The sequence below is a fragment of the Rossellomorea arthrocnemi genome (genome assembly GCF_904424705.1).
Classification (GTDB): domain Bacteria; phylum Bacillota; class Bacilli; order Bacillales; family Bacillaceae_B; genus Rossellomorea; species Rossellomorea arthrocnemi.
In genome coordinates, this window is sequence record NZ_CAJGBF010000033.1 from 1 (window position 1) to 20,686 (window position 20,686).

16 protein-coding genes, 9 tRNA genes, 1 rRNA gene and 1 riboswitch are annotated in these 20,686 nt (G+C 43.3%); of the genes, 22 read left to right on the forward strand and 4 right to left on the reverse strand.

Annotation, left to right across the window (positions count from 1 at the left end; all coding sequences use genetic code 11):
- Positions 1-223 precede the first annotated feature (223 nt).
- The 11 genes from rrf (at position 224) to rocF (ending at position 2,593) form a co-directional block, all read left to right on the forward strand.
- Positions 224-340 (forward strand): 5S ribosomal RNA (rrf, locus tag BAA9072_RS22625).
- Between the two features lie 8 nt (positions 341-348).
- A tRNA-Asn gene (locus BAA9072_RS22630) sits at positions 349-423 on the forward strand.
- Positions 424-425: 2 nt separating this feature from the next.
- A tRNA-Thr gene (locus BAA9072_RS22635) sits at positions 426-498 on the forward strand.
- Between the two features lie 19 nt (positions 499-517).
- Positions 518-592 (forward strand) — tRNA-Glu (locus BAA9072_RS22640).
- Between the two features lie 32 nt (positions 593-624).
- Positions 625-700 (forward strand) — tRNA-Val (locus tag BAA9072_RS22645).
- Positions 701-740: 40 nt separating this feature from the next.
- Positions 741-816: transfer RNA gene (locus BAA9072_RS22650), tRNA-Thr, on the forward strand.
- A gap of 12 nt (positions 817-828) precedes the next feature.
- Positions 829-912: transfer RNA gene (locus tag BAA9072_RS22655), tRNA-Tyr, on the forward strand.
- Between the two features lie 66 nt (positions 913-978).
- Positions 979-1,053, forward strand: a tRNA-Gln gene (locus BAA9072_RS22660).
- A gap of 4 nt (positions 1,054-1,057) precedes the next feature.
- A tRNA-Lys gene (locus tag BAA9072_RS22665) sits at positions 1,058-1,130 on the forward strand.
- Between the two features lie 45 nt (positions 1,131-1,175).
- Positions 1,176-1,251 (forward strand) — tRNA-Ala (locus BAA9072_RS22670).
- A gap of 439 nt (positions 1,252-1,690) precedes the next feature.
- Positions 1,691-2,593: an arginase gene (gene rocF, locus BAA9072_RS22675; protein ID WP_201716835.1), complete on the forward strand. Its 903-nt coding sequence runs from the start codon at positions 1,691-1,693 to the stop codon at positions 2,591-2,593.
- Between the two features lie 86 nt (positions 2,594-2,679).
- On the opposite strand, the gene BAA9072_RS22680 is transcribed toward rocF, so the two are convergent.
- Positions 2,680-2,841 (reverse strand): aspartyl-phosphate phosphatase Spo0E family protein, encoded by a 162-nt coding sequence (locus BAA9072_RS22680; RefSeq protein ID WP_230980978.1) that lies wholly within the window; start codon positions 2,839-2,841, stop codon positions 2,680-2,682.
- A 168-nt stretch (positions 2,842-3,009) separates the two neighbouring features.
- On the opposite strand from BAA9072_RS22680, the gene sigW reads away from it, so the two are divergent.
- From sigW to glmS, 6 genes are all read left to right on the forward strand, one after another.
- Positions 3,010-3,573 carry an RNA polymerase sigma factor SigW gene (sigW, locus tag BAA9072_RS22685; protein WP_113970158.1) on the forward strand — a complete coding sequence of 188 codons (564 nt, stop codon included), beginning with the start codon at positions 3,010-3,012 and terminating at the stop codon, positions 3,571-3,573.
- A gap of 15 nt (positions 3,574-3,588) precedes the next feature.
- Positions 3,589-4,242 (forward strand): anti-sigma factor family protein, encoded by a 654-nt coding sequence (locus BAA9072_RS22690; RefSeq protein ID WP_201716836.1) that lies wholly within the window; start codon positions 3,589-3,591, stop codon positions 4,240-4,242.
- 234 nt (positions 4,243-4,476) lie between these two features.
- The gene (gene cdaA, locus BAA9072_RS22695; RefSeq protein ID WP_201716837.1) at positions 4,477-5,313 is read left to right on the forward strand and encodes a diadenylate cyclase CdaA; all 837 of its coding nucleotides are present in this window, start codon (positions 4,477-4,479) and stop codon (positions 5,311-5,313) included.
- On the forward strand, positions 5,306-6,547 hold the full coding sequence (locus tag BAA9072_RS22700) for a CdaR family protein (protein WP_201716838.1): 1,242 nt from the start codon (positions 5,306-5,308) through the stop codon (positions 6,545-6,547). Before cdaA ends, BAA9072_RS22700 begins: the two co-directional genes overlap by 8 nt.
- Positions 6,548-6,572: 25 nt before the next feature.
- The gene (glmM, locus tag BAA9072_RS22705; RefSeq protein ID WP_201716839.1) at positions 6,573-7,922 is read left to right on the forward strand and encodes a phosphoglucosamine mutase; all 1,350 of its coding nucleotides are present in this window, start codon (positions 6,573-6,575) and stop codon (positions 7,920-7,922) included.
- 520 nt (positions 7,923-8,442) lie between these two features.
- The gene (gene glmS / locus BAA9072_RS22710) at positions 8,443-10,245 is read left to right on the forward strand and encodes a glutamine--fructose-6-phosphate transaminase (isomerizing) (protein WP_201716840.1); all 1,803 of its coding nucleotides are present in this window, start codon (positions 8,443-8,445) and stop codon (positions 10,243-10,245) included.
- Positions 10,246-10,298: 53 nt separating this feature from the next.
- Here the strand turns inward: glmS and BAA9072_RS22715 are convergent, their stop codons facing one another.
- Complete coding sequence (locus tag BAA9072_RS22715; protein ID WP_201716841.1) at positions 10,299-11,804, reverse strand: M1 family metallopeptidase; 1,506 nt, start codon at positions 11,802-11,804, stop codon at positions 10,299-10,301.
- Positions 11,805-12,167: 363 nt separating this feature from the next.
- Between BAA9072_RS22715 and BAA9072_RS22720 the strand changes: the two genes are divergently transcribed.
- A complete protein-coding gene (locus BAA9072_RS22720; RefSeq protein WP_201716842.1) occupies positions 12,168-14,351 on the forward strand; it encodes an FUSC family protein in 2,184 nt (727 codons plus the stop codon).
- Between the two features lie 25 nt (positions 14,352-14,376).
- On the opposite strand, the gene liaG is transcribed toward BAA9072_RS22720, so the two are convergent.
- On the reverse strand, positions 14,377-15,240 hold the full coding sequence (gene liaG, locus BAA9072_RS22725) for a LiaG family protein (protein ID WP_201716843.1): 864 nt from the start codon (positions 15,238-15,240) through the stop codon (positions 14,377-14,379).
- Positions 15,241-15,436: 196 nt separating this feature from the next.
- Here liaG and BAA9072_RS22730 point away from each other — a divergent pair, with 196 nt between their 5' ends.
- A complete protein-coding gene (locus tag BAA9072_RS22730) occupies positions 15,437-15,646 on the forward strand; it encodes a hypothetical protein (RefSeq protein ID WP_201716844.1) in 210 nt (69 codons plus the stop codon).
- Positions 15,647-15,868: 222 nt separating this feature from the next.
- Here the strand turns inward: BAA9072_RS22730 and BAA9072_RS22735 are convergent, their stop codons facing one another.
- On the reverse strand, positions 15,869-16,624 hold the full coding sequence (locus BAA9072_RS22735; protein WP_230980979.1) for a CAP domain-containing protein: 756 nt from the start codon (positions 16,622-16,624) through the stop codon (positions 15,869-15,871).
- Positions 16,625-17,020: 396 nt separating this feature from the next.
- Between BAA9072_RS22735 and BAA9072_RS22740 the strand changes: the two genes are divergently transcribed.
- The 3 genes from BAA9072_RS22740 (at position 17,021) to BAA9072_RS22750 (ending at position 20,684) form a co-directional block, all read left to right on the forward strand.
- Positions 17,021-17,605, forward strand: a complete 585-nt coding sequence (locus BAA9072_RS22740) for a DNA-3-methyladenine glycosylase (protein ID WP_201716845.1) — start codon at positions 17,021-17,023, stop codon at positions 17,603-17,605.
- Positions 17,606-17,711: 106 nt separating this feature from the next.
- A riboswitch (cyclic di-GMP riboswitch) is annotated at positions 17,712-17,792 on the forward strand.
- 72 nt (positions 17,793-17,864) lie between these two features.
- On the forward strand, positions 17,865-18,575 hold the full coding sequence (locus BAA9072_RS22745; protein WP_201716846.1) for an EAL domain-containing protein: 711 nt from the start codon (positions 17,865-17,867) through the stop codon (positions 18,573-18,575).
- Between the two features lie 129 nt (positions 18,576-18,704).
- On the forward strand, positions 18,705-20,684 hold the full coding sequence (locus tag BAA9072_RS22750; RefSeq protein WP_201716847.1) for an ABC transporter permease subunit: 1,980 nt from the start codon (positions 18,705-18,707) through the stop codon (positions 20,682-20,684).
- The last annotated feature ends 2 nt before the right edge of the window (positions 20,685-20,686 follow it).

Below are 20,686 nucleotides of genomic sequence, written 5' to 3' on the forward strand. Positions count from 1 at the left end.
AGATAGGTCAGAGATGGAAGCATGGCGACATGTGGAGTTGACTGATACTAATCGATCGAGGACTTAACCACAAAGAGTCATGATTTTAATGAACAACAATTGGTCGATATTCGGCTTTCTTGACATCCATTCTTTATCTAGTTTTCAGGGAATAAATTTTCATTTACCCCTTGAATTTCATTGAAAATATTATATAATAATATTTGTCATTGTAAGCAATATGTCTGGTGATAATGGCGAAGAGGTCACACCCGTTCCCATGCCGAACACGGAAGTTAAGCTCTTCAGCGCCGATGGTAGTTGGGGGATCTCCCCCTGTGAGAGTAGGACGTCGCCAGGCCAAATCATTCCGCAGTAGCTCAGTGGTAGAGCTATCGGCTGTTAACCGATCGGTCGCAAGTTCGAATCTTGCCTGCGGAGCCATTGCTTCCATAGCTCAGCAGGTAGAGTGCTTCCATGGTAAGGAAGAGGTCACCGGTTCGAGCCCGGTTGGAAGCTTTTATTTTTTTAATAGACTGGCCCATTGGTCAAGCGGTTAAGACACCGCCCTTTCACGGCGGTAACACGGGTTCGAATCCCGTATGGGTCACCATTTTCTTCAAAAAGAAAATATATTTACATAGTGGAGGATTAGCTCAGCTGGGAGAGCATCTGCCTTACAAGCAGAGGGTCGGCGGTTCGATCCCGTCATCCTCCACCAAAGATTTTTGCGTATGCAAAATATCTTTCTTTATCAATATGCCGGTGTAGCTCAACTGGTAGAGCAACTGACTTGTAATCAGTAGGTTGGGGGTTCAAGTCCTCTTGCCGGCACCATTGTTTTTAGCTGGAGGGGTAGCGAAGTGGCTAAACGCGGCGGACTGTAAATCCGCTCCTTCGGGTTCGGCAGTTCGAATCTGCCCCCCTCCACCATTGTATATTTAAGTGTAAATTGGACATCCTATAAATGTCTCTTTTTTATGCTATTTACGTAATTATTGGGCTATAGCCAAGCGGTAAGGCATCGCACTTTGACTGCGACATGCGTTGGTTCGAATCCAGCTAGCCCAGCCATTACGAGCCATTAGCTCAGTTGGTAGAGCATCTGACTTTTAATCAGAGGGTCGAAGGTTCGAATCCTTCATGGCTCATCACACATTTTCTCACATCTCAGGGGTGTGGGAATTTCACTGTCCGGGGCCTTAGCTCAGCTGGGAGAGCGCCTGCTTTGCACGCAGGAGGTCAGCGGTTCGATCCCGCTAGGCTCCACCAAAGATTTTTGCGTAAGCAAAGTATCACAGCTTACGAACGTGGCAAGAAACTAACCATACATACGACATGATTAGACCTTGAATCTTTTAAGAGATTTGAGGTTTTTTTGTTATATTGAATAAGGAAATTTAATCAATTTCGTGAAAACGAAACGGATTAATATTTTTTGCGTGAACCATTTCTCAAACAAAACTGAAATAATGTAAGTAGCCTTTTCTGCAGAAGGATATTTACTCCCCAGTTAACTTCGGTTTTCCAATCGTTTTCCAAATTTCTCGTTTCTCGCAGTTCTCACCACTTACCTATATAGTCTTACAACTCTCATTCCACAACTTCTTTTGCACACGCATATATATGCACAATCTTGTCCAGTTGAGTCATTGGTCAATCTATGGATACAATAGAGACAGACTTAAATTTTGAATTGGGGGAATTTTTGATGAAGAAGAACATTTCTATTATTGGAGTACCGATGGATTTAGGTCAAATGCGCAGAGGGGTCGACATGGGACCAAGTGCGATCCGATATGCCGGTATTGTTGAGCGTCTTGAGAACCTTGGGTATGACATTAAGGACCTGGGGGATATCGAGATTGGACAGGCAGAGCGTGTACATAATAATCCAGAAACAAATTTACGTAATTTGAAAGCGGTTGCTGAAGCGAGCGAGACGTTGGCTTCTAAGGTGAATGATGTAATCGGAAGTGGGGATTTCCCGTTGATATTTGGGGGGGATCACAGTATTGCAATCGGCACATTGGCAGGTGTTTCTCCTCATTATGAGAACTTAGGTGTGATTTGGTATGATGCCCACGGTGATTTGAATACGGGGGATACTTCCCCATCAGGTAATATCCATGGTATGCCCCTTGCAGTGAGCCTGGGTATCGGTCATGAGGAATTAACAAGTATCGGTCAAAGCTCACCGAAAATTAAGCCTGAAAACATTGTTATCATTGGAGCACGTTCATTAGATGAAGGGGAAAGAGAGTTAATTAAGGAAAAAGGGATTAAAGTTTATACGATGCATGAAATTGATCGACTTGGTATGACGAAGGTAATGGAAGAGTCCATTGGCTACTTGAAGGGAAGAACCGACGGGGTTCATCTATCACTTGATTTGGATGGATTGGATCCAAGTGATGCCCCGGGAGTAGGAACTCCTGTTCTTGGAGGTATCAGCTACCGCGAGAGTCATCTGGCGATGGAGATGCTTGAAGAATCGGGATTGGTTACGTCTGCAGAATTCGTCGAGGTAAACCCTATCCTGGATGAGAAGAATAAAACGGCTACTGTTGCTGTTGCGTTAATGGGTTCTCTTTTTGGAGAGAAATTACTATAGTCGTTGTTGTCGAGAACTAGAGAAATATGTAATACACAAAAAAGGCTGGAACCCTCGTATGGTTTCCAGCCTTCATCTATTTCTCTTCAATGGTGCTTGACCACTTGATATTGATTTAACAGATCGTCAAGACGAGTACTCAAATCAACTACCTGCTCGTTGGCAAAGGAAGATTCGGATGCTAGTTCGACCATTTGGCGACGGCAGTCTTCAATTTGAAATAATAAATCATTCATTCTTCTTCTCATTTCGAGATCCTCCCGTAATAGAAATAATTAGTTCCTTTATACCCCTTTTCTAATAATTGTAAACACATTTCCCTGAAAATTTGTTAGGATAATAATATAAAAAAAATTGAAACCTTTTGATAGGGTAATACGTATATAAATATAGCCGCATAGAGCGGAGGTTGTGAAATGGAAGCGTTAGTGAAAAAACGGATAAAACAAGTATTGAAAGGTGATCAGAACGCCTTTGCAGAATTAGTGGAGCTTTATAAAGATAAAGTGTTTCAAATATGCTACCGAATGCTTGGCAATCGTCATGAAGCAGAGGACATTGCTCAAGAGGCGTTTATCAGGGCATATGTAAATATTGAAACCTTCAATCAAAAGAGAAAGTTTTCGACCTGGCTGTTTCGAATAGCGACAAATCTCTGTATCGACCGAATTCGGAAGAAGAAGCCGGATTACTTTCTGGATGCAGAGGTAGCGGGGACGGAAGGCTTAACGATGTACTCACAGGTGGCGGCCGATGTTCAGCTCCCGGAAGAAGAAGTGGAGAATATGGAACTCCAGGAGACCATACAAAAAGAAATTTCCAAGTTGCCGGAGAAGTATCGATCGGTCATCGTTTTAAAATACATTGAAGAACTCCCACTTCAGGAAATCAGTGAAATACTGGATTTACCCCTGGGAACGGTTAAAACAAGAGTACATAGAGGGCGTGAAGCTCTCAGAAAACAATTAAGATCACTTTAGAGAGGGTGAGTGAATATGAAGCCTTGTCCTGAAGAAATCATCGAATATATGCATGATTATTTAGATGGAGATTTAAATAGAGAAAAAGAAGAAGAACTAAAACATCATCTGCAGGAGTGCAATGAGTGTCAGCACCATTTTCATGAATTGAAAAAAGCGATTGCGTTTGTACAGAGCACATCCCATATTAGTGCTTCTGCAGACTTTACGGATAAAGTCATGTCGGGATTACCAAAAGAGAAGAAGAAGGTGGGGGTACAGCGTTGGTTCCGTCATCATCCGTTACTCACGGCTGCAGCACTATTCCTCATCTTTATGACCGGAAGTTTTCTTACTTCCTGGAATGATGATCAGGACTTCTCATTTACCAAGAATGCCAAATTAGTTGTTCAGGACCATACGGTTGTCGTTCCAAAGGGTGAAGTTGTAAATGGAGATCTGACCGTCCGAAATGGGGACGTGAAAGTAGAAGGAAAGGTCACCGGGAATGTCACGGCCATCAACGGAAAGGTCACGGTCAACGATGGAAAGCAGTATCTGGCTTCTGCAGGCAGTGTGACGGGGGACATTCACGAAATTGATGAAGCGTTTGAGTGGCTTTGGTACCAGATCAAAAAAGGGGCTAAAGACACGTTAGACTGGGGAAATTCGCAACTTGAGGAAAAGTAGGATAAAATAGAGGGGATGGAATGTAAGGTCCGTCCCTAAAAGGGCTGACACTATAATTTCGTGTCAGTTTTTTTATGCAAAACGTGAGTTCATGAATAAAAAAAGAAAGAATCATGAGGCCGTGGGTGTCTTTCATTTGACAGTTTTAAAATGTGCTATAATAGGATCGTTACGAAAATGGAGAAGCCACACATGGCGGCTTACGCTTTCGATTAAGCTATTGGAGGATGTAATATGCCGTTTATCGATATTTTTTCGGATTACTCCGCGCTGGATTATGTCTCTGATATAGTAGATATACTCGTTGTATGGTTTGTAATCTATAAACTGATCATGCTGATAAAAGGAACGAAAGCAGTACAATTATTAAAAGGTATTTTTGTCATTATCATTGTTAGGGGCCTAAGTAGTATCTTTGGTCTCGATACACTGGGGTGGATGATGGAACAAGCCCTTACCTGGGGGTTCCTGGCGATCATCATCATCTTCCAGCCTGAACTAAGGAGAGCCCTTGAACAGCTTGGCAGGGGACGTTTGTTCTCACGGACGGGGCTTCAGGAGGAAGAAGAGCAGGAGCAGATGATTGAGTCCATGACCAAGGCTGTAAGCTATATGGCCAAACGTCGGATCGGGGCACTCCTGACCCTTGAAAGAGAAACAGGAATGAGTGATTATATTGAAACAGGTATATCACTTGATGCGAAAATCACTTCTCAGCTGCTCATTAACATCTTCATCCCGAATACACCTCTCCATGATGGAGCAGTGATTATACAGAAGAACCAAATCGCAGCAGCAGCATGCTATCTTCCTTTGTCTGAAAGCCCCTTTATTTCCAAGGAGCTTGGAACAAGACACAGAGCTGCACTCGGTGTGAGTGAAGTGACAGATAGTATTACCATCGTTGTATCAGAAGAAACGGGAGCTATCTCCATTACGAAAAATGGAGAGTTGCATCGCGACCTCTCTCTGGAGCGCTTCAGTGAAATCTTAACTTTGGAGCTCATTGGCGATAAGACAAATGCTTCCTCGAACAAATGGAGTTTTAGGGGGAAGAAAGAAAATGGATAAATTCATGGAAAGCCGTTGGTTCATGCGGGTTGTTGGACTTTTGTTAGCTTTCATTCTTTATCTATCCGTGAACTTTGACGATATCCAGAAGACAGCTAACAATAATAATGGTACCTCTCAGAATGCGATTGAAACGATCCAGGATGTCCCACTTGAAGTATTTTATGACCGCGAGAACCTGGAAGTGTCAGGTTTGCCGGATACGGTGAATGTGACAGTGGAAGGAACAAAAGCCGTTGTACAGCAAGCTAAGACATTGAAGGACTTTCAAGTGTATGTGGATTTAAATGATATCGGGATCGGTGAACATCGAGTGAAAATCCTGATTCAAAATATTTCTGATAAATTAACAGTGAAACTTGATCCTGAATTTGCCAACATTTCAGTACAGGAAAAAGTCACGGAAGAATTTTCGATTGAGCCTCAATTCAATGAAAGTATTTTATCGAATGGATATGAAGCCGAAGGGCTGGCAGTCGATCCGAAAACCGTTAAAGTGACCGGATCCAAGGATGAAGTAGAGCGGATTGCCTATGTCATTGCGACTCTTGATGTTGATGAAGAGATCAATGAAAATGTGACAAGGGAAGCCCGGGTGCAGGTCCTTGACCGTGAATACAACAAATTGGATGTACTGGTAGAGCCGGAAGTGGTGGATGTGACTGTTTCTGTTGTGAACCCGAGTAAGAACGTACCTGTCACGATTAAGCAAAAAGGCAGCCTTCCTAAGGGCACTACCCTGAAATCCATTTCAGTAGAGCCTAAAGACGCCACAATCTTTGGCAGGCAGGACGTATTGGACACAGTAGAGGAACTCTTGGCAGAAGTAGACCTTTCCAAGATCAAGAAGGATTCGACGATTACTGTTCCACTCGCCTTGCAGGATGGTTTAAACAAAGTGGCTCCTGAAGAAGTGAAAATTAAGGTTGATGTGAATACAACCGAGGAGAAGAGCTTATCGGGTATCGAAATTACCCCTCAAGGATTGCCGGACGATTATGAATATTCCATCATGACACCCGAGAGCGGGGTGGTGGACGTGACATTGAAGGGTCAGAACGAAGAAGTGAGCAAGGTGAAGAAAGAAGACTTCACCCTCGCTCTCGATCTTTCAGGGCTCGAGCCCGGCGAACATGAGGTAGAAATAGAGGCTGAAGGGCCGGAGAATGTTGAATGGACCCTCACACAAAAAACGGTAAAAGTAGAAATTAAAGAAAAGAACACATCAGCATAAAAGCTGTAAAAAGGAGAGAATGACAATGGGTAAGTATTTTGGAACGGATGGAGTAAGAGGTGTAGCAAATACAGAATTAACACCGGAATTAGCCTTTAAGCTGGGACGATTCGGTGGGTATGTTCTGACGAAGGATGCTACGCGTCCCAAAATATTGATTGGACGGGATACTAGAATTTCCGGCCATATGCTGGAAGGAGCACTGGTAGCTGGGCTTCTTTCAATTGGTGCGGAAGTGATGCGCTTGGGCGTGATTTCCACTCCTGGTGTGGCGTACTTGACCAAAGCGTTGGGAGCTCAGGCAGGGGTCATGATTTCTGCTTCTCATAATCCGGTAGCTGATAACGGGATTAAATTCTTCGGACCTGATGGATTCAAGCTGTCCGATGCCCAGGAAAGTGAAATTGAGGATCTGTTGGATCAAACCGTTGACGGTCTGCCTCGACCGACGGGTGCCGATCTTGGCCAGGTAAGTGACTACTTTGAAGGAGGTCAGAAGTATCTGCAGTATTTAAAACAATCAGTGGACGAAGATTTCGATGGTTTACATATTGCGTTGGATTGTGCTCATGGTGCAACATCTGCTCTTGCCACTCACCTGTTTGCTGATTTGGATGCGGATATTTCCACTATGGGAGCATCCCCGAACGGGTTAAACATTAATGAAGGTGTCGGATCCACCCATCCTGAAGCGCTGGCTGAAATGGTGAAGGAAAAAGGCGCCGATTTAGGACTTGCCTTCGACGGGGACGGAGACCGGATCATTGCCATTGATGAGCATGGACAGATCGTGGATGGCGACCAGATTATGTACATATGCGGTAAGTACTTGAAGTCTCAAGGACAATTGAAACAATCTACAGTGGTCTCTACAGTAATGAGTAATCTCGGCTTCCATAAAGGACTTGAAGCGAATGGCATCCAAAGCATTCAAACTGCCGTGGGAGATCGTTATGTAGTAGAAGAAATGAAGAAAAGCGGTTACACCCTCGGCGGTGAGCAGTCAGGGCATATCATCTTTCTTGAATACAATACAACAGGTGACGGCCTGTTAACGGGCATACAGCTCGTAAATATCATGAAAGTGACGGGTAAATCTCTATCTGAACTTGCAGGAGAAATGCAAAAGTTCCCTCAGAAGCTCGTGAATGTCCGTGTGACGGATAAGCATCATGTGACGGATAATGAAACGGTGAAAAAAGTCATTCAAAAGGTAGAGGAAGAAATGAATGGGAACGGTCGTATTCTTGTCCGTCCTTCTGGAACGGAGCCACTGGTCCGTGTCATGGCAGAAGCGCCTACTGAAGAACTTTGTGAGAGATATGTAAATGAAATCGTACAAGTCGTCGACCGGGAAATGGGTCTGAACGAATAGTTGATTTTTCATGCACAAGGGGTCATTTCATCCCCCTTGTGCATATTTAATTAGTAGAGATCTTTTTTTAATTCTCCCGGAGGTTTATCACTATTCTGTGTCGGGAACATGGCAATGTGATAACAACTGATTAATGATGTCAGATTTATATTGACGAGTGGAAACCTGCTGGTGTATGATGATTTTGTTTTCGTTTTTCAAATTAAATGGAAATGTGAGTCAAGAAGGAAAGGTGGATTGTGAGTTAAAAAACTATAAAGCGCCAGGACTAGACGACGGACGTACTGGATCGTTTAGTTGACGAGGTGGAGGTTTATCGAGTGTTCGGCGGATGCCTCCCGGTTCGCATGTGTCACCGAGCCGAAAGTTTCTTCCTTAAAACGTTAAGGCAACTTAATGCACAAAGGGTAGAAAAAAAGTGACCAAACTAAAAATGACTAATGACAAACAGAGATAAGGGGGCAAGGTGTCCCCAAAAGAGTTCTTGCCCCCTTGCATGTTCAGGGAGGATATATTAATTATGTGTGGAATTGTTGGATATATTGGAAATTCAGATACAAAGGAAATTCTTTTAAAGGGTCTTGAGAAGCTTGAGTACCGTGGATATGATTCAGCAGGTATCGCCGTTCAAAATAATGAAGGCATTCATGTATTCAAAGAAAAAGGTCGTATTGCCGATCTTCGCGGAATTGTTGATAATAACGTATTAAGCAATACAGGAATCGGTCACACTCGCTGGGCAACCCATGGTGTACCAAGCAAGGCGAATGCTCACCCTCATCAAAGCAATTCAGGCCGCTTCACAATCGTTCATAACGGAGTCATCGAAAACTACTCCCAGCTTAAGCGTGAATATTTAACGGATGTAACGTTCAAGAGTGATACGGATACGGAAGTCGTCGTTCAGCTGATTGAAAAGATCGTGGGAGAAGGAAATTCTGTAGAGGAAGCGTTCCGTCAAACGCTGATGCTCCTAAAAGGTTCTTATGCCATTGCTCTTTTAGATTGTGAAAATGATGAAACGATCTATGTAGCGAAAAACAAAAGTCCACTTCTTGTCGGTCTAGGAGAAGACTTCAACGTTGTAGCAAGTGATGCGATGGCGATGATTCAAGTAACGGATCAATACGTTGAGCTTATGGACAAAGAAATGGTCATCGTAACGAAAGAAAAGGTTGAAATTCAAAACCTGATCGGTGAAGTAATGGAACGTGCTCCTTACACAGCTGAAATCGATGCCAGTGATATTGAAAAAGGAACATACCCTCACTATATGCTGAAAGAAATCGACGAGCAGCCACTAGTGATGCGTAAAATCATCCAGGCTTATCAAAACGAGAACAACGAGCTTCACATCGATGAGCCGATCGTCGGCGCGATGAAAGAAGCGGATCGTGTCTACATCATTGCATGTGGAACGAGCTACCACGCTGGTCTGGTTGGAAAGCAATTCATCGAGAAGAGCGCAGGGATCCCTGTTGAGGTTCATGTAGCCAGTGAATTCAGCTACAACATGCCTTTACTTTCTAAGAAACCATTATTCGTGTTCATCTCACAAAGTGGGGAAACAGCAGACAGCCGTGCCGTACTGGTTCAAATCAAAGAGCTTGGACATAAATCACTGACCATCACAAACGTAGGGGGTTCCACCCTGTCACGCGAAGCGGATTACACATTGCTTCTTCATGCAGGACCTGAGATTGCGGTTGCTTCAACGAAAGCGTACACAGCTCAGCTGGCAGTGCTTGCCATCCTTGCGCATGTCGCAGGGAAAGCATGCGGAACCAGCCAGGACTTTGATCTTGTTCAAGAACTGGGTATCGTGGCTACTGCGATGGAAGCACTATGTGACACGAAAGAAGAGTTTGAAGATATCGCACGCGAATATCTGTCAACAACTCGCAACTGTTTCTTCATCGGCCGTTCACTGGACTTCTATGTAGGTCTTGAAGGCGCATTGAAGCTGAAAGAAATCTCTTACATTCAGGCAGAAGGATTTGCCGGAGGAGAGCTTAAACACGGTACGATCGCCCTTATCGAAGAAGGTACACCGATCGTTGCCCTTGCAACACAGGAAGAAGTAAACCTTGGAATCAGAGGAAATGTGAAAGAGGTAGTCGCTCGTGGTGCCAACCCTTGCATCATTTCCATGAAAGGTTTAGAAGACGAAGAAGATCGCTTCGTCATCCCGGAGGTTAACCCATTGCTAACACCTCTTATCTCTGTCATCCCATTACAACTGATTTCTTACTATGCTGCTCTTCACCGCGATTGCGATGTCGATAAGCCGCGTAACCTGGCTAAGTCGGTTACGGTTGAGTAAGGATTAAATTGAGGAAAACCGGTCAGTCCCTAGGGACCGACCGGTTTTTTTCTCTATTCCTGATCGGAAAGCAACACTCGATGATCTCTAAAGAACGGCATTAAATCTCTGCCAGTTGATTTCTCCATTGAAGATATAAAGTCACGGGTGGTGGAAATGCCGAATTTCTGCTGTTTGAAATAGGTTCGCATAGAGGAGTAAAACGCCTCGTCCCCAAGCAGTTCCCTTAGATCATTCAATGTGCTAGACCCATAATTGTAAATCATATAATAATAGGCACTAATTCCACCCTCGTCAGCTCTTGCTGTGAAATCAGAAATCTGATTTGAAAGGTGATAGTAGGAATCTTCAATGGGATCCACTTGAAGTGAACCAAGTTCCCCATCATATAAAGCGGCAGCGAAACTGGCGAAGGATTCGTCGAGCCACGGCTCATCATATTCGTTATTCCCGATGATTCCGTAGAACCATTGATGACCGATTTCGTGTGCATTGACTGACTTGGCCCAATCAAGAGGACGGTCCCCTGCAAGACTGATCATGACAAGCTGTGGATACTCCATCCCGCCGAACCAGCCTTCCATCGTCACGATATCAAGCTCCGGCCAAGGATATTTGCCGAATTTCTCACTGAATAGCCGGATGCTGTCTTCTCCTGATTCGAGAAGGGCGGCAGCATATTTGGAGTGCTCTCCTGAATAATAGACATTGATTTTGATATTATTGACTTTAGTAGAAATCACCCGGTAATTTGGATTCATTTCCAGAGCAAAATCACGTACATTCTTGGCTATATAACGGTGAGTGGCTTTATCACCCGACACCTTTGCTTTTCCAACTTCTTCTCCTGTAGCGGCAATCACCTGGTTTTTATCAGTGGTGACTGTGACATCGAATTTTCCAGATAGAGAATAGAAGGATTCTCCATAAGGGTAATAGGGATCCACATTCCATCCTTCATCATCATAAACGGCCAGGATCGGAAACCAGTTTCCCATGGAAACGGTATCGCCATACCATCCGAATCGATCCTGTTGTTCAGGCAGGCTCACTTCGAATTGCATGCTGACGGTGGCCTTTTTATTTTTCCTTAGCGAAAGTTCTTTGATATGTAAAGCAGTATCATTCATTTCAAATGTTGAGTTTTCCCCATTTACTTTTACATCGGATATGTTCATCCCACCTCCATTTTCCTTAAAGACATCGGCGTTGGCCCATAAATTAAAGTACAATTCGCTTAAATTGTTTTTTATATTGTTTTTAAATGACACTTCCAGGGTACCTTCCGCTTTATGGGTGGTGGAATTATAGTCCACATCTATAGTATACGATGGGTTAGAAGGACCAAGAGCATGTTCATCTTTCTTTTGGACCTTCATGGAAAATGGTTGGGAGTGAAGACTTGAAAGATCAGGCGTTTCAGAAGGGACATATGCCCCCTTGGGATCCTTTTTCAAAAGATTATTTTCACTGGCGGAAGCCGGCAAAGCCACTCCCACCATACACACTAGTGCAATGGCTCCCATTGTCATACGTTTCGTTAAACGCTTCATATTCATTTTAATCCTCCTATTAAGTTGAAATTTCCCGTCATACATTTTCTGGGATCCTTCGGCTACTTAATGGATTCGTTAAAGAGGAGAGTCTTACCTTGATACTTTTTTCTCAATTATTGGAAATGTGATTACGAAAATATCTAGCACAAGTGAGCGTATGGACCTATACATGGGGCAGTTTATACGAGCACTATCCTTTACCCACCGGCCAAAAACCCTTATAATCATACAAATAGATTCCGTTGTCTTCGCACCCCAGCGAATAAGAGTAGCCTGCTGCTTCCTGCAGTACAGGTTACTTTTTTATTTGAAAGGGTACGATAAAAGAGAATGAAAAACGGTACGTAGATAAGGGTATGATGTGAGATGAAACATTTACATAGAAAGCATATTTGGCTCGGGAGGATCCTTGCGTCCGATCCCGGCAGAAAAAGATTTCAGCAGGCGGGTAAAGCAACGATCAGCTTAATATCGGCTGTGTTTACAATGATTTTCTTATTGAAGCAATTCGACCATCCCTCCATCACTCCGGCCATTGTGTCAGGTATGGTGGGGATGCTCGGTATTTTTGTGGTCATGGATGACACCACAGGGAAAAAGAAAGTAACGACCCCTTTGGTCGGTGTCGCAGTAGCCGTCGGGATTACATTAGGGTCTGCCTTTGCTCATTTCAGTCTCGTGGTAAACGTTCTATTGGTAGGAGCTATTTTTAGTGCGTTTTACTTCTCCCGATTTACTATCCGCTATTTTTCAATGGGAATGGCAGGCTTTATGTCGATCTATATATCGTCGATTTTACAGCTGGACGTGGCGCATCTGGAATGGTTTTACTTGGGAATCGTTATAGGGGTCGTTTTCGCATTTCTTTATAACTTCATTATCTTTAAGGACTCTGTCCATATGTTAAGAAGAAGTATGCGTTCGTTTCATATACAATCAAACTTGACGTTTACGATTTTAATGAAGATGATAGAGGATCCACATACAAGCAGCAAGCGCAGAAAGCAACTGGACCACAATGTAAGAAGGCTGAATGAATATGCCAGAAGCGTAGCTGGTGATATTAATGAGAATGATTTAAGGAAGCTGTGGGCCGGTATCGAAGCTTCACACCTTCGTTTATATGTGTTTGACACTGAAATGCTCATTCAGACACTAACTGATTCATTGAAAAAGCTGAAGGATCTGGAGGCTTTGGAGGTCATGGAACTCAGGCGCCTGCTCGTATGGGTTCTTCGTTCTCTACGTGACGCCGAAGTACTGGCCCAGGATTATGATCCCCGTTCCCTTGAAGAGGCAGAAAAGGCCATCCAGGCCCTTCGTCTGCTATTGTCTGAGGTTCTGAATCAAGAAGAGAAACCTGAAGGCTGGGTCTATCTCCTGAGACGGATCGAGTCCATTGCGAATCATGTCCTGGAAGCGGCTATTACGATTCAGGAATCATTGAAGGTTTCAGAGTACAAGGGGTCCCCTGTGGAGAATGATGCTAAACCGGAGGAAGCAGAAAAAGAAGATGCGTCTGAAGAGACCAAGAGTTTAAAACCGTCTACGCGTAAAGCGATTCAAGCGTTGGTAGCGGGAACGATCGCGATAATCGTCGGGGAGCTTATCGCGCCTGCACAGCCTTACTGGGTGCTGCTAACGACCTTCATTATTCAAATTGGTACTGAGTCGGTAGGTAGAACATACATGAAAGCTTTCCAACGATCGATTGGAACCGTGCTCGGAGCCATTATCGGATTTGGAGCGGCTAATCTTGTATCCGGAAATTCGCAATTGGAGGTTTTTCTCCTATTTGCGGTCTTGTTTCTGGCCTTTTACCTTTTTCCTGTTTCATATACACTGATGAGCTTATTCATTACGATGCTCATCGCCTTTATGTATGACCTCCTTCTCGGTGGGATCAGTATTCAACTGATGGGGGCACGGGTCATTGATACGATTGCCGGAGCCGCAATTGCCTTACTTGTCTCAGCATTTGTCATTCCAAAGAGAACAAAAGACAAAGTCGCCGATAGTTTCGATGAATTCTTTGGCGAACTTCAAGGATATGTTTCTTCCTATATTAAAACTTTTACGACCCCGAAAGATAAGGCATTAACAGATCAGGCGTTTGATTTGGATCAAAAGCTCCAGGGGATTAAGGATGAGGCACAATCCCTTCTTCAAAGACCCGGAGCTATGACGAGGTCAGGGGTCGGGCGTTGGATCACTGTGGCAACTGCAATCAATTATTACGCGAAGCATCTGCTTGCTTCCTCCCATCGAAAAGTACCGACAGAGATTTCAGAAGAACTCAGCAGCGCATTCAAGGAAACGGAAGAGAAGATCGCCCATAACATCGAAACGCTTCAGAAGTTATTAAAAGAAAATGATAACACGCCGGTTATGTGGGATTTAGGCCATGAGCGGGAGAGAATTGAAACCTATGCTCCGAGCTGGCGTAAATCCCAGGTGGATCTCATTCACCATCTCTACTATGTGTGGAGAATCAACCAATCGATTGTAGCACTAGGAGAGGAATTGGGGGCAGATGTAAAGAAAGGGTAAAGCGGATTGGGCTTTACCCTTTCTTTTAATAAATATCTACATTTCCACTGGATACAGACACATCGATGGTATACTGACCTGACCCCGCAACCCCGGAAATATCCCCATTTTCTATCTTCTGATCCTTTAATGGGAAATTGCAGGAAATATCTCCGCTGCTCGCTTGCCCCTTCAGTTTAAAACCTGCATCTTCCGGTAAGTCAAGGTTCACACCCCCGGAACTGACATCGAACGAGAGGTCACCCTTTAAGGAGTCCATGGTGACAGATAATTCTCCTGAGGATAGTTCTCCTTCCAAAGGGCCTTCATATTTGGATAATTTTACATCACCCGAGCTGATTTCCACCCTGCCTTCCTTTGTAGTGAGACCATCTACGATCAAATCCCCGGAAGAACCATCATGCTCGAACACGTTGGTCTCAATATCATTCAGCTCCATGTTTCCCGATCCCATGTCAACGGACAATTCATCGAGCTTCCATTTCGTTGAATCGGATTCTCCCGACATTGTAAAATTGCCTGAACCGATATCGATTTCCATGCTGTGGTCATACTCTTTGGGGACATAAACCGTTACGTTTGATTTATGATTGAATCCAAACCATTCATACCATTTATGTTTGACATCTACATTGATCGTGTGCCCTTTCTGAGCTAAAGTCATCGTTCCTTTGCCTTCTATTTCAACCTTTACTTCATTTTTGTCCACGGGTATGACCTCCGTGTCGCTGCTTTCTAAGTCAAGGTCGATATGTTTGATTTTATTCGATACTTCGATCCGTTCCCCTGACTGACTTTCTTTTGCAAATAATGATGTATTGTCACTTAAAATGACATAGAGCGTCCCAAATGCAAGTAGCGCAATAATGACGGCAAACGCGTTTTTCATTTCAATCCCTCACTTTGGTTTGTTTTTCCATTTGATAGTTTTATTTTAATGCAGTCGGAGCACCATCACAATGAGCCATAGGATTATTTTTGAATCAGACCAGAGGCGGAGTCAGGGTGGCTTAAAAAAGTGAGTTGCTTGGTTAGAACGGGAAATCCCTTATAATGGGTGGAATGATGGGAAGCGGGGAATAAGTTTGACTATGGAAATGGGCGGGACTACTGACTTTGAGGTAGTGGAAATAGTTGAAATGGCTGGAGTGAATCGAGAAGAGGCAACAGGGGTTCCATGTGATAAGCATATCGTCACTCTATCGAACATGGCCTATATCCTCGTTGCTCGTGAGGATGATAAGTTAGCGGGGTGGGTACAAAAGTGGATAAAAGTGTTGATGGGGTCACAATGAAGTCCTTCTGGAGAAGAGTTCATGCAACGTAACAGGCACTTGTGAAACTGAAGAATCGAGACTGCGATGAAGAAAAATTGAATGTATACACCTTTAATGGACAGGAGATAAAGCTGTATGAAAAATTAGGATTTAAAGATGTATACAAATTTATGAAGGTGAAGCAGTCGTAACTGGTAGGATAAACAATGAAAGACCGGCCAAAAACACCGGTCTTCCTGATTACTTTGCTATAAACATTTGTGTCCAATAAATTCCTTGACTCGCATCCTTTGCCGTTCCTACACCAATATGAGTGACCTGTTTGTTTAAGATGTTTTTGCGATGACCTGGACTGTTCATCCAAGCATTCACAACTGATTCAGGTGTTTTTTGTCCAACAGCGATGTTCTCTGCTGCTGTTGAATAATCCACGCCGAAGTTCTCCATCATCTCAAATGGAGATCCATACGTTGGAGATGTATGAGAGAAATAGTTCTGCTCTTTCATATCCTCAGATTTCATCTCAGCTACATTTGATAACTCACCATCCATTTTTAACGCATCGAGTCCATTCTTCTTACGTTCTTGGTTGGTTAAATCAATCACTTGCTTTTCAAACCCACTTGCATTTGAAGCTTGGGTATCTTGCTTAGGCTGCTGCGCAGACGGTTCAGGTTGTGCTGTATTCGGTTCACCGGCAGGTTGGTTCGGCAGGCGGGCTTCTTCATTTAGGTCTGAATATTCCTCGCCAGGATCTAAGTGTGTGAATTCCCGTAAGTCCCCATTTGGATCAACCGGAGCCATGAAACGGTGAAGGGCCGTTTGATTACCTTGCAACCCATCTTTACCATCTCTGTCTTTGTTGTCATATGAAACCGGGTCGTACTTCACGTTTTGGGTATCTGTCAGTGTATCGTTTGTATCGTTATTACAGCCAGTCATCAACAAAAACGGGATGACGGCAAAGGTTGTTATGGATAAGATTCTTTTTTTCATGAGTGTTCCTCCATTATTGTTGGTTGCCTAATCGAAAAAGGCATTTAACAATCTTTACTATGTACTTACATTGAGACCTTTATCCTGTAAAAAATAGGGTTAGGAACGTACGTAAGTTGAAAAGAGTTATTTCATTAAACGAAAAAGTTTAGAGAGTTGGGAGGCAGAATCGGCTCCTGTCAATGTGGGCAATATAATGGCATCACCGGCATAGATGGTGTTATGGCAGTTCTGACCCAATGAGGGTTATTTAAACGATAATCGGGATCTTCATGTTATTCCTGAAGATATTAAGGGCATATTTGATCCTTATCCGGTAAGTTTGCATTTCAGATTTATCCTAGTAAATATCGGGTATGTAATGACTGAATAATCGTTTGTAAGGAAGTGAAAATCATGAATGATACACCTATGTCCTCCTCCTTTTACGCACAGCCTACATTGGAGCTTGCCAAGTCCCTGTTGGGATGTGTGTTAGTGAAAGATACGGAGGAGGGAAAGGCTTCAGGATATATTGTGGAAACAGAAGCCTACCTGGGGCCCAAAGACAGAGCGGCACACAGCTATGGAAACAGGCGTACGAAACGGACGGAAGTGATGTTCCAAGAAGCAGGGCGCATCTATACATACGTCATGCACACTCACTGCCTGGTGAACGTAGTGAGTGGCGAAAGGGAGACTCCTGAGGCGATCCTTATCAGAGCCGTTGAACCTCTTGAAGGACAGGAGCTTATGGAAGCTAGAAGACCGGGGCATGTAAAGAAGAATTGGACAAATGGACCAGGTAAGTTGACGAAGGCATTAGGCATCACAATGGAGGATTATGGGGGGAGCTTTTTAGAACCCCCGCTCATGATTACTGAAGGGTACCATCCTGAAAACATTTCGGCAGGAAAACGTATAGGAATTGATAATACAGGTGAAGCAAGGGATTATCCATGGCGTTTTTGGATAAGTGAGAATCCGTATGTATCAAGATAGGTGCTTTCTTTATGAATTTTCAAATAATTTATAGGAAATCTACCCCATAAGTACTAGTGATGTGGTATATTTTTCTTATAAGAAAAATATCTTCATAAACAGACAATTCGACTGGGGGCTTTGAACCTAAATGATAGATGGGCGCTTACATTTAGGGGAGCTAGTAGCGCAACCGACCACATGCGAACGCGGGGAATGCGTTTTTGTGTGGTTTTTTTTATGAGATAGACCAAAACTTAAGAGAGAGTATAGGGGTCCTATGAACATCTTTACTATTTTTCAAGACGACTTTATCTATCATGATTTTCAGCCATTGTATGATATGGGTGAACATCGAGCCCTCTATGCTTATGAGGGTCTTCTGCGAAATAAGTATAACGAAAATCCAGAAAGTGTATTTCAATCGGCCATGAAAGCAAACATCCTGTACAAGCTTGATACTCTATCGATTTCAAAAGCCCTTGAAAACTTTTCATCAAATGGTCTCAAGGACTGTAAATTGTTCCTCAATATTTATATTACGACCATTCTCCATCCGAGTTTTCACAGTTATTTTTTCGATCTTATGAACCGCTTCCCTGATATTAAGGGGAGACTGGTATTGGAGATTAACGAATCCAGTGCGGAAGAGCTTTGGCAGAACCCATTATTAAAGGAGTCATTGAAGGAACTGAAACAGTATGGTGTCTGGTACGCCATTGATGACTTTGGGCAAGGGACATCCTCCATTAAGAAATCTATTGAGTATGAACCGGAAATCATCAAGCTGGATCGCTACTTCGCCTTGAACCTCGCTCAGGATGAGAAGAAACAGAGATTTCTCTCTTTCTTTAGTCGATTCTATGGAAGTGATACGCTGATCGTCTTAGAGGGAATCGAAACAAAACAGGATATGCAGGTGGCTAAGGAAATCGGTATCACCATTGGACAAGGATTTTACTTAGGCAAGCCAAGTCGGTTGTTGGCCTAGGGGGCGGGAGAGTGACTTTGAAATCACAGAGTCACTCTTTTTGTTATGTAATTGTCAGATTTGAAATAAAATTGAAAAAATTAGTTGTTTCTATTAGACTGTAAAAAAGAGAATAAAGGGGATTCAAGTATGAAATATCTCAAATTTCCGATCAGATTCATTTTTTATTATATACTCGGTCTAGTTGGGATTTTAGCCGTAAGTATAGCACCAGAAGTTTTTAAGGAGAGAGGATTATACAATATTGTAGGGTACGTGGAGGAGTTTTTTACATTCATCCTTGTTTTCCTTGATGGATCCAGTTGGAGTTATTCGTATAAGGGGATTACCGTCGGTTTCCTTGACATGCTTTGGGAGCCCTATCTGTATTCTCTCCAAATTATTGGGGGTGCCTTGGGATTAGGGCTTGGTATTGCCTTTATTCTTACCTTCTTTACTATATTTTTACCCCGAGCGGTTACCTCGGCTTTTAAGAAAGTATTAAACCTCTTGGAGACTGTGCCGGATTTAATGTTCGCGTTTTTGCTCCAGCTCTTGATTGTCTTTGTTTTTAAATATTTTGGCGTGGAACTCATGAATTTTGCAGAGTATGGGGAAGAAAAGGTGTTCCTTGCACCGATGATTACATTGTCCATTATACCTATGATTTCATTTTTTCGGATTCTCCTTTTTATTATGGAAGAAGAACTGCTTAAGTCTCATATTGAATTTGCTCGAAGTAAGGGAATGTCGAAGGGGCGGATTTTCTTTTCACATGTATTGAAAAATATTTCTCCCAGCCTTTTCTATCATGGAAAACTGATTATATGGGGGATGTTGTCCAGTTTATTCATTATTGAGACGATTTTTAATATGAAGGGAATTACATATTATATCATTCAAGATTTCAGGCCAATGGTGATCGCCATCTCATTGATCATGATCTACACACCTTTTTTTGTGGTGTATCAAGGGGTATACCTGTGGATTAACCATGAGAGCAGTGAGGATTATACAAAATATAAAAAGGATAAAGTAAAGTGGAATGAATGGAAGATATGGGGCATTTTATCCACGATGCGAAAGCTATGGTGGCAACATATGCATAATGGCAAGTTTGCCACTGGGTTCAGCGTGATTTTTGGTTTGATTGCTGCCAGTTTCTTTTACTCAACGGTGAAAGAAGAGCCGATTAAACAAATTCAATTTATGAAAAATGACGAGGGGCGGATCATAAGCGCCCCTCCCCATAAACCATTTGGGGAGATGATCCTGGGATCGGACTTCTTTGGTTATAGTATCCTTGATCAGCTTATTGTAGGAGCCAAGTATACCCTGCTATTTGCCTTAATTGTAGCTTCTTTAAGGGTGATCGGGGGATTTTATCTCGGTATAGCCTATCATTTTCACTTGAAAGAAAGCAAGAAGAATTGGCTGGACCGCATGGTAGATTCCATTCATTTTCTGCCTCTGAGTCTTATCGCGTATCTTCTATTAAGACCGGTACTTTGGGGGTTGCCCGTTTTAGGGTGGGATCACTCGATCTTTGAGAGGCTCGTATTCGAAGCAGTTATCTTAACGATCCTTGTCCTGCCTTTGACAACGGTATTGATCGGGAATGAGTTGAAAATAATAGGGAAGCAGGATTTTGTCTTATCTGCGAAGCTCCTTGGAGGGAGCAATAAGCATCTGCTCTGGACGCATCTCTTCCCTCATCTGGCTCCGAGGCTGTTTATTATATGGGGACAGCAATTTATCCAGACCCTGCTCATTCTTGTCCACCTCGGATTATTTCATCTATTCCTGGGGGGAACGATCATAACCGGCGGGCTTGTGCCGGATCCACCGAAGTCCGGAACGTTCGAATGGTCCGGACTGATCAGTTCGACGAAGAATTCTCTTATGACCGGCAAGTACTGGATTGTCATTGCCCCACTAGTCGCCTTCATGATTGCCATCATCGCCATGCAACTGATCGTCCAGGGTGTGAAGGAAATCCAGCAAACGAAAGTCGGGGTGCTGTTGAAAAACAAACCAATCAAGTCAAAACATAAACCGGTCAAGAAGCAAACCAATATTCCAGCGGTGGAGGAATTCCAATTCATCCGCCAGCAAACCTTTAAAGGATGAGG